Raw genomic sequence first — 14,107 nt, forward strand, 5'->3', positions numbered from 1 at the left:
GGCGAGGGGGCGCGCGCTTTTGCTCCTACCCTTCGTGCTTGGTCGTGATGCGCTTCACCGCGGTGACGCCCGCATGGACGGCGACGGCGCCGCCGACGACGGCCGCGGCCGCGAGGCCCACCTCATCGGCGTTATGCTCTATGCCGAACTGGTTGATCTTGGTCAGCCGGTCGTAGAAGGAGCCCTTGTCCCAGAAATCCTCTTCCGAGCAGCCGATGCAGCCATGGCCGGACTGGATGGGGAAGGAGACGCCGCCGTTCCAGCGCACGGTGGAGCAGGCGTTATAGGTGGTCGGACCCTTGCAGCCCATTTTGTAGAGGCAATGGCCCTTGCGCGCCGCCTCATCGTCCCATTCCTCGACGAATTGGCCGGCGTCGAAATGCGGGCGGCGATAGCATTTGTCGTGGATGCGCTGCGAATAGAACATCTTCGGCCGGCCCTGCCGGTCGAGCTCCGGCAGCCGGCCGAAAGTGGTGACGTAAGTGACGACGCCGGTCATCACCTCGGCGATGGGCGGGCAGCCCGGCACCTTGATGATCGGCTTGTCCTTGATGACCTTGTCGATCGGCGTCGCCTGCGTCGGATTGGGCTTGGCCGCCTGCACGCAGCCCCAGGAGGCGCAGGCGCCCCAGGCGATGATCGCCATGGCGTCCTCGGCCATCCATTTCAGCTTTTCGACGAAGGGCTTGCCGCCGTCGATGCAGAACATGCCGCCTTCGTTCAGCGGCGGATTGCCCTCGACGGCCAGAATATATTTGCCCTTGTACTTTTCCTTGGTCTCTTCCAGTATCGCCTCGGCCTGATGTCCGGCCGCCGCCATGATCGTGTCGTCATAGTCGAGCGAGATCATCGACAGCACGACATCCTTGGCGAGCGGATGCGCCGAGCGGATGAAGCTCTCCGAGCAGCAGGTGCATTCGAGCCCATGCATCCAGATCACCGGAATGCGCGGCTTGGTCTCCAGCGCATGCGCCATTTGCGTGGCGGCGGTCTGACCGAGGCCGAGGCTCGCCGCGGTGAGCGAGCAGAATTTGGTGAAGCTGCGGCGCGTGACGCCCTGACGGCGAATGACGTCGTAGAAGGTTTCGATGGCGGCCATTTCCTTCCCCACCCTTGTGCAATGCGGCATTCGCGCGACGGCGCCGCTTGCCGAAAGGACCGCAAGTTGTGGGCCAGCGTGAGGATAAGGAGAATCTTTCCAGGCTCTCAGGCGATTGCCGAAAATCTCTTCGCTCGCGGAGGGCGCTGTGAGGAGAAGCGGCTTTCCAGTCGCGGAAAGAGTCTAGACAGTCAATGCGCCGTGCAGACCATGCAGGGGTCGAATGAGCGCACGATATGTTGCACCGCGACATTGGTCGCGCCGTCTTCGCCCACGCAAAGCCCCGCCAGCGCCTGCTCCAGCGGGCCGGGAATGCCGGCGGCGTCGCGCGGCGAGAAATTCCAGGTCGTCGGCGCGATGATCTGATAGCGCTCGATCTGCCCGTCGCGGAAGCTCGCCCAATGGCCGAGCGTCCCGCGCGCCGCCTCGACGAAGCCGACGAAGGCGCCGTCGGCGAGCGGCGCGTCGGGCGCGCAATAGGGCTCGCTCGGCGCCAGCGCGCGGGTCCAATCTTCCATCGCCTGCGTGAGCATCGCGATCTCCAGGACGCGCGCGACGATGCGGGCGAGGACAGTGGAGCCGCCGCCCGCGAGCAGGTCGCGGATCAGCGGATGGCCGGCGACGGCCTGACGCGCCAGCGCGCCCACCTCCACCGCGCGGCCCTCGAGCCGCGGCGCCTTTGCGAAACTATACGCCCCCTCGCGGTGAATATCCGGCAGCGTGTCGGAAAGGGCGGGATCGGCGACGGTGTCGCGCATATAGGCGTGCGAGACATCCTCCTCGATATGATCGAGCGGCGGCTCGCGCAGGCCACCCGTCTTCGTGTCGAGGAGACCGGCGGGGAAGCGATGGCCCTCCGGCCCGAGATAGGCTCCTGCGGAGAGCAGCAGGCCGGGGCCGCGTCCCATCTCCTCGAGGCGAAGATCGCGGGCGATGCGGAGAAAGGCGGAAAAATCGCCGGCGGCGCTGTCCGCGAAGCGATCGAGCTCTTCGATGGTGGACAGGGCGGTCACGGCCTCGAGCGGCGCGGAAAACAGCGTGCGCTCGAGAAAGGCGCGAAAATCCGCGAGCAGGGCGCGCAGCCGCATCTCATCGCCCAGCGCCAGCGCCCGCGTCACGCCGCCGGCTCGGAAGGCGAGGCTGTGCGGCCATTTGCCGGCGATCAGCCCCATCGTTTCCAGTAGGCGCGCGCGCGCTGGCAGCGCCTCGCGCAGCGCCGCGCCGGAGACGGCTTTGAAGCGCGCCTCGGCGGCGGCATGCCAGGGCCGCCCGGCATAGGCGGCGCGGGCGAAATCCGGCATGAAGAAGACGTAGAAATGCGTCAGATGGTCGGCGATATTCTCCGCCGCATGGGCGATATTGGTGGCCAGAAGCCCATTGGGCGCGGGCGCGATCGGCTGGGCGGCGCGCAGCACGGCGGCGGCGGCGAGAGATTGCGAGACCGAGCAAATGCCGCAGATGCGCGGCGCGATCGCCAGAGCGTCGGCGGCCGGGCGGCCGAGCAGCAATTGCTCGAAGCCGCGATAGAGCGAGGCGGAGACGCGCGCCTCGCGCACCACGCCATTCTCGACGTCGAGCGTCACCTCGAGATCGCCCTCGACGCGATTGAACGGCCCGACGATTATGCGGCTCATGGCTTCTTCTTTTCAACGCCAAGTTTCTTCTCGGCGCTTGGCGTCGGCGCGCGGACGACGTGGTCGCTGCGGGCGTTCTCGCGCACGCGTCTGGGCGTCGCCGATTTGGAGAGGGCGGCGAGCGCGACGAACCAGGCTTTCGGCATATCCAGCGGCAGGCCGACCGGAATGCCGCCGATCTTGGGCGTGCGATGGAAGCCGCGCGTCGCCTCGAAGCTCGGCGAGGTGCAGGCGATGCAGGTCGAGCCCGCCTGCGTGCAGGAGCCGCCGCCGTTCCAGGCGCGCTGATTGCAGTCGCCCACCGCCTGCGTCGCCTTGCAGCCCAAATGCTCCATTAGGCAGCCGCGCTCGGAGACATCCTCGGCGCTGGCCTTGAACTCGTAGAATTCATTGCGGCTGCAGCCGTGATGGGCGAGATGGTCGGCGAAAATGCGCGGCCGGCCGTAATCATCCATATCGGCCTGCGTGAAACGGCCGAGCGACAGCGCGAGCAGCGTTTCCATGATCCAGCCCGGATGCGGCGCGCAGCCGGAGACATTGACGACCGGCAGCCCTTTGACCGAGCGATAATCGGGGCCGAGCGCCCCGCCCATATCGACGCCGGAATATTGCAGCCCACTGGCGTCGGTGGGGTCGGGCGCGCCGGCCGGCACGCCGCCGAAAGCGGCGCAGCTTCCCACCGCCACGCAATAATCGGCGCGCGGCGCCAGAGCGCGCGCCCAATCCAGCATGCTGCGTCCGGTGCCGGAGAGCTTGTTGAAGAGGCCGGTGCCCTCCGGGCCGTGGAGGATCGAGCCTTCTATGCAGAGCGCGCCGAGCCTTTCCTCGCCGCTCTCGACGCGGGCGAGAATGGCGCGGGCTTCCTCGCCGGTCTCCTCGCTGACGCTCGGATGCCAGAGCAGACGTATGCCGAAGCCGCGCAACTCCTCGAACCAGCCGGAAGCGCCGCGCTCCAGCGCCGCCATCGTACAGCCGCCGCAGCTGCCGGCCTGCAGCCAGAGCAGAGTGAAGGTGCCGTTTCGCGGAACGGCGTCATCCTGTTCGGCAGCGGATGCAGCGACGCCGCGTGAATGGGGTTCCCCGACTATGATCCGATCCAGTCTGTGGCGGGGCCGGGCCGGCGTTCTCCGGCCCCTATATTGCGAGCGACTTTTGCAGAGCCGTGACGTGGCCGCTCTCTTCGTCGACGAACTGCCTCGCCAGCATCTTGATTTCCGGGTCGGTCGTCGTGACGAAGATATTCCTGTAATATTCGAGCCCCGCCGTTTCCGCTGCCAGCGCGACCTCCAGCGCCTGTCTGCGGCCGATGAGCGGGTCGGCGGCCCAGATCGCCGCGCTCTCGGGGCTTTCCTCATCCGGCCACATGAAGTCGCGGGGCTCCATGACGGGAATTTCGCGGAAGCCGGAACGAGCCCGCGCTTCGTTCAAATGCGCGCGAGACGCGTTCGACAATCTGTGAAACAGCTTTCCGACCTCTCGATTTCCCGATGCGTCCATCGCATCCGCCAATTGCCCGAATCGGCTGGCGGCGTCCTGTTCGAGCTTGATCGTATAGGCCAGAAATTCCTCGACGGACTGCATTTCCCGCCCCCCTCTTGCGATTATTCGAGCCCGCGAGGACGAGGGTAGGCTCTTGGAGAGCCGCGACGTCCGCGATTGGCCCGCAGGGATAATTCTACCGAATTTATGTCTACGTCGCGCTCGCCGCAAGACCTCAGAAAGCAATTGTTGCCTGCTCTCTGGACCGATCGCGCTGGTCGGGCGTTGGGTCGGCTTTTTCGATCCGCTCTATCGATGCGGCCCGAGAATTGCCTCTCATCAGTCATGCGTGCGGGGCAAAAAGTTCGCTTCCGGTCAGGCTCCGTCGTTGCACGGCGTATGGGCATATCGCCGGATATGATCGGTTCCGTGATCTGTCGATATCGCATCCTATGGGAAGGCGACGCTGGGGCCTACCGCCTGGACGTGCGCTTCGGAGAAAGGCAATTCGTCTGGGGCGTCCCCGACTACGAATTCGAGACGCTTCCGGACGCCGAAGACTGACGCCGCCCTCCTCGATGCGTGTCGAGCGTCGCGCTCAAAATTGCGCGTGCAACCGCAGGCCGAAGACATTGACCGGCCCCCGCGCGCTATTGTGCGCGGGATTGCCGATGAGCTGATAGTCGAGCGTCAGCTCGACTCCGTCGCGAACATTGTATTTGTAATAGGTCTCGAACACTTTCTCGCCGGCGTAGGAGAGGCCGCCGTCGCCGATATAGACGCTGGTTCCGCCGAGGCCGAAATAGCTCACGCGCGGGCCGGCGAGGCCGGAGAACACCATGGCGCCGCCGATCTCGTCCTTGTCGCGGCCCCACAGCGCGCCGGCGGCGGTGAAGCCGGTCGAGAGCGAGCGGTCTATGTCGGTGTAGTCCACCGTCTCGAAGCGCCCATCGGACATGCTGGCGCGCAGGAAGACGCCGACCTCCTTGGAGAGCTGCTGCTGCACATTGACGCCGCCGCCGACCTTCACATGGCGCTTGCGAATCCATGGATTATTCACATCCGGCGGAAAATTGCCGGTGAGATATGCGAAGTCGATGGCGTCCTGCACCTTGGCGAGATTGCCATTGTCGGCGAAGGCCAGAAATTTGATCACGCCCGGCTGCTCGAGGAGATCGTAGCGCGCCTCGAATTCGGCGACGCCCATGAATTGGCGGCCGATCTGCGGCTCGATGGAAGGACCGTTGGGAATCTCGGAGAGCTGGAACAAGCCGCCGCGCGCGCTCCACCAATCCTGCTTCCACTCCAGCGCGGCGCCATAGGTGTAGCCCCATGAATCGGCGGCGTAATCGAAGGCCCCGAGCGTGTTGACGCCGAAATTCATGAAGCCCGTCGTCGGATCATGGGCGTATTTGTTGTCGTCGAAAATATCCGGCACGCTGAACTTGCCGATGGTGAGGATCAGCCGATCCTTGTCGACCTTGCCCGACAGCTGATTCTGCGTCGATTCCAGCACCTCGTTGAAGGAGCCCGTTTCGGGATCTTCGACTTTCTCGCCGCCGTCGAGCCCGATGATCTGGCGCAGGAAATAACGCTGGAAACGCATATAGGGCGCGGCGCGTCCGACTTTCGCTACGGCGCCGTTCACATAAGAGGCGGCGCCGACGGAATTGGCGAGGCCATAGCCGAGATCGACCTCGGGATTGAGATAGACGGCGGCGCCTTTCCAAAGGCGCATGCCGACGAACAGATTGCTGGTCGAGCCGGCGTCGGCGAGGCCCTTGGGCGGAAAGCTGTGCGTCCCCGAATAGAGCGCGGGATATTTGGGATAGCCCTGCACGACCGCGGTCGTCTGACCGTGGAAGCTGTAGATTTCCTCGTCCTTCTTGTCGTCCTTCTCTTCTTTCTTTTCCTTGTCTTTCGCCTTTTCCGCGCGCTTGCCTTTCTTGCCGCCCTTTTTCGCTTTCTCTTCGTCGCCCGCGGCGTCCTCGCTCTTCGCCGTGTCGGACGTCTTCTCGTCGTCGCTCTTGGCGTCTCCGCGCGCCTCCTCCTGCGGATCGAAGCGATAGTTCAGGCCCAGACGCAGCACATGCGCCTCGCTGCGTTGACGCGCGGCGAATTGGAAGGAGAAATTATTGTCGTAGACGCGGTTCTGCAATTGCTGGTTCACATAGAGATATTCGAGCCGCGCCGAGACATGGTCGTCGAGCGCCTGCTCGATCCCGCCGCCGATCGCATATTTCATGCGCGAGGATTTGGAGAGCGGCGCGAAGAAGAGGCCGAGCGCCCCCGCGTCATAAAAGACGAGATTGGACGCGCCGCGCCAGCCGCCGGCGGCGATTCCGCCAGTGGCGTAGAGCAGCGTGCGGTCGAAGGCGTAGCCGAGGCGTCCGCGAATGCTGGCGAAGTAATCGCCATTTTCGTCCGAGGTCAGCCCATAGGCCGTGATTCCGAGCGGACGATAGGCGGCCGGCGCTGGAAAAATTCCGGTGGAGGCGCGCCGCAGGCCGAGAAAATTCAAATCGGTCTCGAGCCCATAGACCCAAGGGCCGTGCTGCCAGTCATAGCCGATCTGCGCGCCGAAGCTCGCTCCGGCGCGGTCGCGGTTCGGCGCCGCGAGGTCGAAGGCGCCGCTCGTGAAGCCGCTGCCGGCCTGCAGCGTTCCGCCGCTCGCAATGGGCAGGCCGCCGCCGGCGTTCACTCCGATATGCAGTCCCGCCCATGTGAATGCGGGCGGGGATGTGAATGCGGGCGTCTCGGACGGCTTGTCGGCGGCCGTCGATGGGCTCGCGCATTGGAGCGCGAACGTCAGCGTCGCCAGTGCGGCGAGAAGTCGGAAATGCATCGGCTCGTCGTTCGATCTTCTATGCGATTCGCATATTGGCAGAGTTTCATGTCGCACGCGCGAAAGGGAAAAACGTACGAGCGCAGCCTTTACAGTTCAGCGTCGTGAAGTTTTGATGACGATGGCCGCGCATTGGGCCGTTCGTCCCGGCGGGAGCGCCGACCGGGACGAACCGCGCGGATTTTCATAATCCTTCGTTGGAACGCCGTTCGAGCGGAGAGCGCTCTATCATATCCCGATCGCGCGCGATGCGAGACGCGCAAAGGGCCTTTCGCGTATCGATCGGATGAGGCGCGCATGGCGGCGGGAAAAGCCGCGCTGGCGACTCTGCGCATCCTCGTCCTCGGCGCGGCCGGGCGTGTCCGTCTCCTTGTCCCAGAGGCAGACGGGCCGGCGTGTGGCGGCGTCGATCGTCCAGGCGGCGCGCGGCCGCATGCGGCGTCCGGTGAGGCGCAGATCGCGCAGCTCCGCCGGCGCGACGATGGGAATGACGCCGCTCTGCGCCGAGCGCAGACGGAGGTTGACATAGGGGCGGGAAAACATCTTCATCGCTCTCGTCCTTCTGGCCATTGTGGCGGCCGAAGGCGTGAGCGGCGGGTGGAGCGCTAGGCTCTGGCGACGCCTCTCACGCGGTCCTTTCGGCCGCGGGCTTCTGTGTGAGGCGCGACGCGCGCAGACGAGGCTGCGGCGGCTGCGCCGAGGCGGCTGTTGCCGAGGCTACTGCCCATGAGTCCTTCGCAAGTGTGGATCGCCGTGCGACTCGAAAATCGCGCCGACGCTTTTGGTTTTGATGCGCGGCGCATGGCTTGTCAACGACAAACGGATTAGAAGGCGGGATGGAGCGATAAGGGTTTCGGCGACGCTCGAGCCGTCTGGCTCGCTTCTTGCCACGCTCTGCCACAAAGGCGCATCGTCCGGCGCGATCGGCCGTTCGCCGAAACCTCGAGGGAGAGCGAGAACGTGCTTTCGAAGGTGGCGAAATTCGATGAGATGGACGGCGTCGACGGCGTGACCCGTGTTCCTTATGAAAAGCTCGCCAAATGGCTCACCTCGGTGGAGCCCGAGTTTCTCGCCTCCCGCAGGGCGCAGGCGGAGCTTCTGTTTCGGCGCATCGGCATCACCTTCGCGGTCTATGGTTCGCAGGAGGCGACCGAGCGGCTCATTCCCTTCGACATTCTGCCGCGCATCATCGCCCGCGCCGAATGGGCGCAGCTCGAGAAGGGCCTGATTCAACGCGTGAAGGCGCTGAATCTGTTCCTCGCCGATCTCTACGGCCCCGGCGAGATTTTGAAAGCGGGCGTGGTTCCCTCCGAGCTCGTCTATCGCAATCCCGCCTTCCGGCCGGAGATGGCGGGACGCCGCGTGCCGCACGACATCTTCGTGCATATCGCCGGCATAGACATCATCCGCACCGACGACGACGGTTTCTATGTGCTGGAGGACAACGCCCGCACGCCTTCCGGCGTCTCCTATATGCTGGAAAATCGCGAGGTGATGATGCGGCTGCTGCCCGATCTCTTCGGGCTGCATCGCGTCGCGCCGATCGAGAATTATCCCGATCAATTGCTCGCCACTCTGCGCTCCGCCGCGCCGCGCGGGGCGGGGGCCGATCCGGTGAGCGTGCTGCTGACGCCCGGCCAATATAATTCGGCCTTCTACGAGCATTCCTTCTTGGCCGACAAGCTCGGCATAGAGCTGGTCGAAGGGCGCGATCTCTTCGTCAAGGACGATGTCGTCTTTATGCGCACCACGGAGGGGCCGCGCCGCGTCGATGTGATCTACCGGCGCCTGGACGACGACTTCCTCGACCCGCTGGCCTTCCGCCCCGATTCCGCCCTGGGCGTCGCTGGTCTGATGGGCGCCTATCATGCGGGCAATGTGACGCTCGCCAATGCAGTCGGCACGGGCGTGGCCGATGACAAGGCCATTTACACCTATATGCCGGAGGTGATCCGCTTCTATCTGGGCGAGGAGCCGCTGCTGAAGAATGTCCCCACCTGGCGCTGCCGCGAGAAGGAAGCTCTTCGCTATGTGCTCGACCATTTGGGCGAGCTGGTGGTGAAGGAGGTCAATGGCTCCGGCGGCTATGGCATGCTGGTCGGCCCTCACGCCACCAAGGCGCAGATCGCGGAATTCGCGGCCAAGCTCGCCGACAATCCCACCAATTTCATCGCCCAGCCGACGCTCGCCCTCTCCACCTGCCCGGTGTCGGTAGCGAGCGGCGTCGCGCCCCGCCATGTCGATCTCAGACCCTTCGTGCTCTACGGTCCCAATGGTGCGAGCGTGGTGCCCGGCGGCTTGACGCGCGTCGCCATGACGGAGAATTCTCTCGTCGTGAATTCCAGCCAAGGCGGCGGAACCAAGGACACATGGATCATCGACGACGCGCCGCTCGCGCGCGCATGACGAATTCACAGTAAGAACAGCGCGCCGAAACGACGGGATCTCATGCTCTCACGCACCGCAGACAACCTCTTCTGGCTGGCCCGATATATGGAACGCGCGGATTTTCTCGCGCGCATACTGCAGGCGTCCAGGCGCCTCGCCACGCTGCCGCGGGCCTATGGCGGCGTGGAGACGGAATGGGAGAGCGCGCTGCTCTCCTCCGGCGCCGCGCCCGCCTTTCACGCGGCGGGGCTGACGGTCGACGAGGCCAATGTCACGCAATTTCTGGCCTTCTCGCCGGACAATCCGAGCTCGATCCGCAATTGCATCGAGCTCGCCCGCGTCAACGCCCGCGCCGTGCGCACCGCGCTCACTGTCGAGATGTGGGAGGCGATCAACGGCGCCTTCCTCGAGCTCAAGGCCTTCGAGCAGGCGAGCCGCTCCGCCGAGGAGGTGACGCGCTTTCTCGATTTCGTGAAGCAGGTCTCCGCCGCCTATGACGGCGGCGCGCATCGGACCATGCTGCGCAACGACGCCTATTGGTTCTCGCGCGTCGGCCTCTATCTCGAGCGCGCCGACAACACCGCGCGCCTGCTCGACGTGAAGTATCACGTGCTGCTGCCGGAGACGGAGGCGGTCGGCGGCTCGCTCGACTATTTCCAATGGACGGCGATCCTGCGCGCCGTCTCCGCGCACACCGCCTATCATTGGGTCTATCGCGACAGTCTGAAGCCCTGGCTCGTCGCCGATCTCTTGATCCTGCGGCCGGAGATGCCGCGCTCGCTCATCGCCTGCTATGAGAGCGTGGTGCAGAATCTCGACCGCCTCGGCAAATCGCATGGCAAGCAAGGCCCGGCGCAGCGCCACGCTCGCACCGTCTTCGGCCAGCTCGAGCATGCGACCATCGAGAATGTGTTCCACAATGGCCTGCATGATTTCATTCAGAGCTTCATCGCCGATAATCAACGGCTGGGGGCTCTGGTGTCAGAGCAGTATCTTTTCTAGAATGAAATGTGTCGGAGCCGGCGTTTCCGGCTCCCTTTGCGGTGTAAGATGCACATAAGAGTCAGGCGCGAGACGATCTATCGTTACGCGGAGCCGGCCAAGGCGGCGATTCAAAAGCTGGCGCTCACCCCCCGCAATTACGACGGGCAGCATGTTCTCGACTGGCGCATCGACGTCGATCGCGACTGCCGCCTGCGCGCCTGCGAGGACGCTTTCGGCAATGTCGTGCACAGCATCTATGTCGATGGGCCGCTCGAGGCGCTCACCACCGTCGTCGAAGGAGCGGTCGAGACCTTCGACACGGCCGGCGTCGCGCGCGGCGCGATCGAGCGTTTTCCGCCGGAGCTCTATTTGCGCGAGACGCCGCTGACCGAGGCGGATCACGCAATCTGCGATTTTGCGCTGGCGGCGTCGGCGCGCGAGAAGGAGACGCTGGCCAGGCTCCACGCGCTGGTCGGCGCGCTGCACAAAGCCTTCGTCGTGGCGGAGGGGCCGACGAGCGGCGCCGTCGCGGCGGCCGATGTCTTCGCGCGTCGCCGCGGTTCGGCGCAGGATGCGGCGCATGTCTTCATCGCCGGCGCGCGCAGCCTCGAGATTCCGGCGCGCTATGTCTCCGGCTATGCGCTGCGCGCCGACGCCGGCGCGGCCGTTCACGCCTGGGCGGAAGCGCATGTGGCGGGGCTCGGCTGGGTGGGCTTCGACCCGACGCGCGGCGCCTCGCCGGACGAGAGCTATGTGCGCGTGGCCGTGGCGCTGGATCATCTGGGGGCCGCGCCCATTCGCGCCGCCCATGCCGGCGGCGGCGGCGAGACCGCGGAAGTGCGCGTCAGCGTCGCCCGCGCCCAGGGTCAGTCGCAGAGCCAGTCCTGAGCCGGCGACGGGCCGGCGACGCCTTCGGTCATTTTCGGGTTGACAGCGGGCGAGCAAATTCCCCATATGCGCCCTGCTTCACCGGCCCTTCACAGGGCCGTCGCTCGCGGGACCTATCCTCTAGGGTCCGTCGAGAAGCTGGGGGAATGTCCCGAGCGGCAAAGGGGGCGGACTGTAAATCCGCTGGCTATGCCTTCGTAGGTTCGAGTCCTACTTCCCCCACCATTCTAAGGCGCGCCGCGTCTAAGGCTCACCGCGGCGGAAAAGTTCACGCCGCGCTCATCGCCTCCGCCCATCTCTGGTCGTCGTTCTCCAGCATGCGCCGCAGCTCCGCCGCCGGAGCCGGACGGCTGAACAGAAATCCCTGCATCTGCGTGCAGCCTTCCGCGCGCAGCCGCGCCAATTGCTCATGCGTCTCCACGCCCTCGGCCACGGTGGCGACGCCGAGACATTGGCCGATCCCGGCAACCGCGCGCACGATCGCCCCGCACTCCTGATTCTCCGGCAGCTCCTTCACGAAGGAGCGGTCGATCTTGATCTTGTCGAAGGGGAAGGAGCGCAGATAGCTGAGGCTCGAATAGCCGGTGCCGAAATCATCCATCGATATGCACACGCCGAGGCCGCGCAGCTGATGCAGCACCGCGAGATTGGCGTGGTTTTCGGCCAGCAGCACCGATTCGGTGATCTCGAGCTCGAGCCGCTGCGGCGCGAGGCCGCTCGCCGCCAGCGCCGATAGGACCGAGCCCACCAGCGAGCGCGAGCGAAATTGCGCGGGCGAGAGATTGACGCAGACGCCGATCGGCTCCGGCCAGCTCGCCGCCTCGCGGCAGGCCTCGCGCAGCACCCATTCGCCGATCGGCGTGATGAGCCCGGTCTCCTCGGCGAGCGGGATGAACTCATTGGGCGAAATCGAGCCGCGCATGGGATGGAACCAGCGCAGCAGCGCCTCCGAGGCGACGATGCGATTGGTCAAAAGGTCGACGAGCGGCTGATAATAGATCTCGAACTCGCCGGCGGCGAGCGCATGGCGCAGATCGGCCTCCATCGTGCGCCGCACGAGAATGGAGGCCGCCATCTCCGGCTCGAAGAAGCGATGCAGGCCGCGCCCGTCCGCCTTGGCGCGATAGAGCGCTATGTCGGCGTTCTTGAGCAGAATATCGGCGTCGCCGCTGTCGATGGGCGCGACCGAAATGCCGACGCTGGCGCCGACCGTCACCGCATGGCCGTCGACCTCATAGGGGACGCTCACCGCGCTCACGATGCGCTCGGCGAGACGGTCCGCCTCGCTCGCTCCGGCGCCCGATTGGACGATGGCGAACTCGTCTCCGCCGACGCGCGCCACCATGTCGCCCGGCGCCAGAGTCTCGCGCAGACGCTCGGCGACGGCGATCAGCAGCCGATCGCCGACCGGATGGCCAAAGGCGTCGTTCACATCCTTGAAGCCGTCGAGATCGAGATAGAGCACGCAGAGGCTCTCCGCGCCATTGTCGAGCCGCTGCAGCCCCTCCGTCAGCCGCGCGCGAAAGAGCGCGCGATTGGCGAGGCCGGTGAGCGGATCGTGATGCGCGAGATGGGCGATGCGGGCGGCCTGCTCGCGCTGCTCGGTGACGTCGACGATGGCGAGCAATATCGCCGGACGATCGTCGAAGGAGATTTCGCGCGCGTAATTCTGCACCTTTATCTCGCGCCCCTCCGCTGTGCGATTGATCCATATGCGGTCCGAGGGACGGCGAACGGCCGGGCTCTCATGGGCGATCGTCACCGCCGGCCATTCCTCCTCCGCATAGAGGTCGAGCAAGGTGGAGCGGAGAAAGCGCTCGCGCGCATAGCCGTAATGGGCGACCGCCGCGTCATTGACGGCCATGATGCGCAAGCTGTGCGGGTCATGCACCCACATGGGCATGGGATTGCTCTCGAACAGCAGGCGGAAGGAGGCCTCGCGCGCCTTCAGCGGGGTGACGTCGGTGAGCGTCACGCCGACGAGATCGCCCATGGGCGCGGCGGAGAGCCGCAAATGCATCGCGACGCCCTCGGCCGAGCGATGCGCGACCTCGAATGTGTCGGGGAGCGCCGATCGGAAAATGGCGGAGAAGCGTTCGAAGGTCCCGTCGGTCATCCAGGCCGGGACGATCTCGCTGATGCGCCGCCATTGCTGATCGCGCTCGGCGCCGCCGAAGAATCGGCTGGCGCTGGCGTTGAGGCTCACAATGATGAAATCGATTATGTCGCGGCCGGCGTGGACGGCGGCGAGCGTCGCCAGCCCGCCGTCGGTGGCGCGATAGATCGCATCGACGAGATCGTGCTTGGAGGCCCGCTCGCGCGCGAAAACGAGAAACAGCGTCGCGCCCCAATGGCTCGACAGCGGGAAGACGACGATCTCGCAAGTTTGCACCAGGCCGCCGCGAATGCTGCGTGCGATCGTCGCCGCCGGCGCTCCGCGCGCGCAGGCCGCCTCGAGAGCCTCGCCGATGGCGTCGCGGTAATTGCGCTCCAGCGCGTCGAGCCGCAGGCCGCGCAGCGACGCGCCCAGCCAGGCCTCGAAGGCGCCGCCGCCATAGAAGAACGCGAAGCCGCCGTCCTCGTCGCGCCCGGCCAGCGCCAGATCGTCGGCGAGCCGGCCGAGGCTGCCCAGCGCGATCTGCTCATAGGGCGGCAGGCCGCCGACCGGCGCCTCGACCTGCCATTTGAAGCACAGCTCGTCGACGTCGCGAAATTCGGTGACGACTCCATATCGGGAGGCGGTCTCATGCATGGCTCGGCTCGGATTCGGGGGCTTTCGGCGCGAGAAAT

General features: G+C 65.6%; 10 protein-coding genes and 1 tRNA gene. 4 read left to right on the forward strand and 7 right to left on the reverse strand.

Annotated elements, in window-relative coordinates; all coding sequences use genetic code 11:
- Positions 1-25: 25 nt before the first annotated feature.
- The 6 genes from A1351_RS01855 to A1351_RS01880 all read right to left on the reverse strand — a co-directional run bounded on the left by A1351_RS01855 (position 26) and on the right by A1351_RS01880 (position 7,606).
- Positions 26-1,099, reverse strand: coding sequence for a hydrogenase small subunit (locus A1351_RS01855; protein ID WP_024878509.1), 1,074 nt, complete (start codon positions 1,097-1,099; stop codon positions 26-28).
- A gap of 191 nt (positions 1,100-1,290) precedes the next feature.
- On the reverse strand, positions 1,291-2,733 hold the full coding sequence (locus A1351_RS01860) for a nickel-dependent hydrogenase large subunit (RefSeq protein ID WP_064032001.1): 1,443 nt from the start codon (positions 2,731-2,733) through the stop codon (positions 1,291-1,293).
- Entirely contained in the window at positions 2,730-3,737 is a 1,008-nt protein-coding gene (locus A1351_RS01865; RefSeq protein ID WP_157096044.1) for a HupU protein, read from the reverse strand. Before A1351_RS01865 ends, A1351_RS01860 begins: the two co-directional genes overlap by 4 nt.
- Before the next feature lie 130 nt (positions 3,738-3,867).
- Positions 3,868-4,314, reverse strand: a complete 447-nt coding sequence (locus A1351_RS01870; RefSeq protein ID WP_024878512.1) for a ferritin family protein — start codon at positions 4,312-4,314, stop codon at positions 3,868-3,870.
- A gap of 496 nt (positions 4,315-4,810) precedes the next feature.
- A complete protein-coding gene (locus tag A1351_RS01875) occupies positions 4,811-7,057 on the reverse strand; it encodes a carbohydrate porin (RefSeq protein WP_064032003.1) in 2,247 nt (748 codons plus the stop codon).
- 228 nt (positions 7,058-7,285) lie between these two features.
- Positions 7,286-7,606 carry a hypothetical protein gene (locus A1351_RS01880; RefSeq protein ID WP_064032004.1) on the reverse strand — a complete coding sequence of 107 codons (321 nt, stop codon included), beginning with the start codon at positions 7,604-7,606 and terminating at the stop codon, positions 7,286-7,288.
- Between the two features lie 441 nt (positions 7,607-8,047).
- On the opposite strand from A1351_RS01880, the gene A1351_RS01885 reads away from it, so the two are divergent.
- From A1351_RS01885 to A1351_RS01900, 4 genes are all read left to right on the forward strand, one after another.
- Positions 8,048-9,463, forward strand: coding sequence for a circularly permuted type 2 ATP-grasp protein (locus tag A1351_RS01885; RefSeq protein ID WP_371441444.1), 1,416 nt, complete (start codon positions 8,048-8,050; stop codon positions 9,461-9,463).
- A 42-nt stretch (positions 9,464-9,505) separates the two neighbouring features.
- Positions 9,506-10,447, forward strand: coding sequence for an alpha-E domain-containing protein (locus A1351_RS01890; RefSeq protein ID WP_026600037.1), 942 nt, complete (start codon positions 9,506-9,508; stop codon positions 10,445-10,447).
- A 48-nt stretch (positions 10,448-10,495) separates the two neighbouring features.
- Positions 10,496-11,317 (forward strand): transglutaminase family protein, encoded by an 822-nt coding sequence (locus A1351_RS01895; RefSeq protein WP_064032005.1) that lies wholly within the window; start codon positions 10,496-10,498, stop codon positions 11,315-11,317.
- Positions 11,318-11,457: 140 nt separating this feature from the next.
- Positions 11,458-11,542 (forward strand) — tRNA-Tyr (locus A1351_RS01900).
- Positions 11,543-11,585: 43 nt separating this feature from the next.
- Here A1351_RS01900 and A1351_RS01905 read toward each other — a convergent pair.
- Positions 11,586-14,069 carry a bifunctional diguanylate cyclase/phosphodiesterase gene (locus A1351_RS01905; RefSeq protein WP_064032006.1) on the reverse strand — a complete coding sequence of 828 codons (2,484 nt, stop codon included), beginning with the start codon at positions 14,067-14,069 and terminating at the stop codon, positions 11,586-11,588.
- Positions 14,070-14,107: the final 38 nt, after the last annotated feature.

Source organism: Methylosinus sp. R-45379 (genome assembly GCF_001644125.1).
Lineage (GTDB): Bacteria > Pseudomonadota > Alphaproteobacteria > Rhizobiales > Beijerinckiaceae > Methylosinus.

Excerpts from the sequence above, each read along its gene's own strand:
- A1351_RS01870 (WP_024878512.1), bottom strand. The coding sequence starts at position 4,314 with ATGCAGTCCGTCGAGGAATTTCTGGCCTATACGATCAAGCTCGAACAG.
- A1351_RS01905 (WP_064032006.1), bottom strand. The coding sequence starts at position 14,069 with ATGCATGAGACCGCCTCCCGATATGGAGTCGTCACCGAATTTCGCGAC.
- A1351_RS01885 (WP_371441444.1), top strand. The coding sequence starts at position 8,048 with ATGGACGGCGTCGACGGCGTGACCCGTGTTCCTTATGAAAAGCTCGCC.
- A1351_RS01880 (WP_064032004.1), bottom strand. The coding sequence starts at position 7,606 with ATGAAGATGTTTTCCCGCCCCTATGTCAACCTCCGTCTGCGCTCGGCG.
- A1351_RS01855 (WP_024878509.1), bottom strand. The coding sequence starts at position 1,099 with ATGGCCGCCATCGAAACCTTCTACGACGTCATTCGCCGTCAGGGCGTC.
- A1351_RS01890 (WP_026600037.1), top strand. The coding sequence starts at position 9,506 with ATGCTCTCACGCACCGCAGACAACCTCTTCTGGCTGGCCCGATATATG.
- A1351_RS01895 (WP_064032005.1), top strand. The coding sequence starts at position 10,496 with ATGCACATAAGAGTCAGGCGCGAGACGATCTATCGTTACGCGGAGCCG.
- A1351_RS01875 (WP_064032003.1), bottom strand. The coding sequence starts at position 7,057 with ATGCATTTCCGACTTCTCGCCGCACTGGCGACGCTGACGTTCGCGCTC.
- A1351_RS01860 (WP_064032001.1), bottom strand. The coding sequence starts at position 2,733 with ATGAGCCGCATAATCGTCGGGCCGTTCAATCGCGTCGAGGGCGATCTC.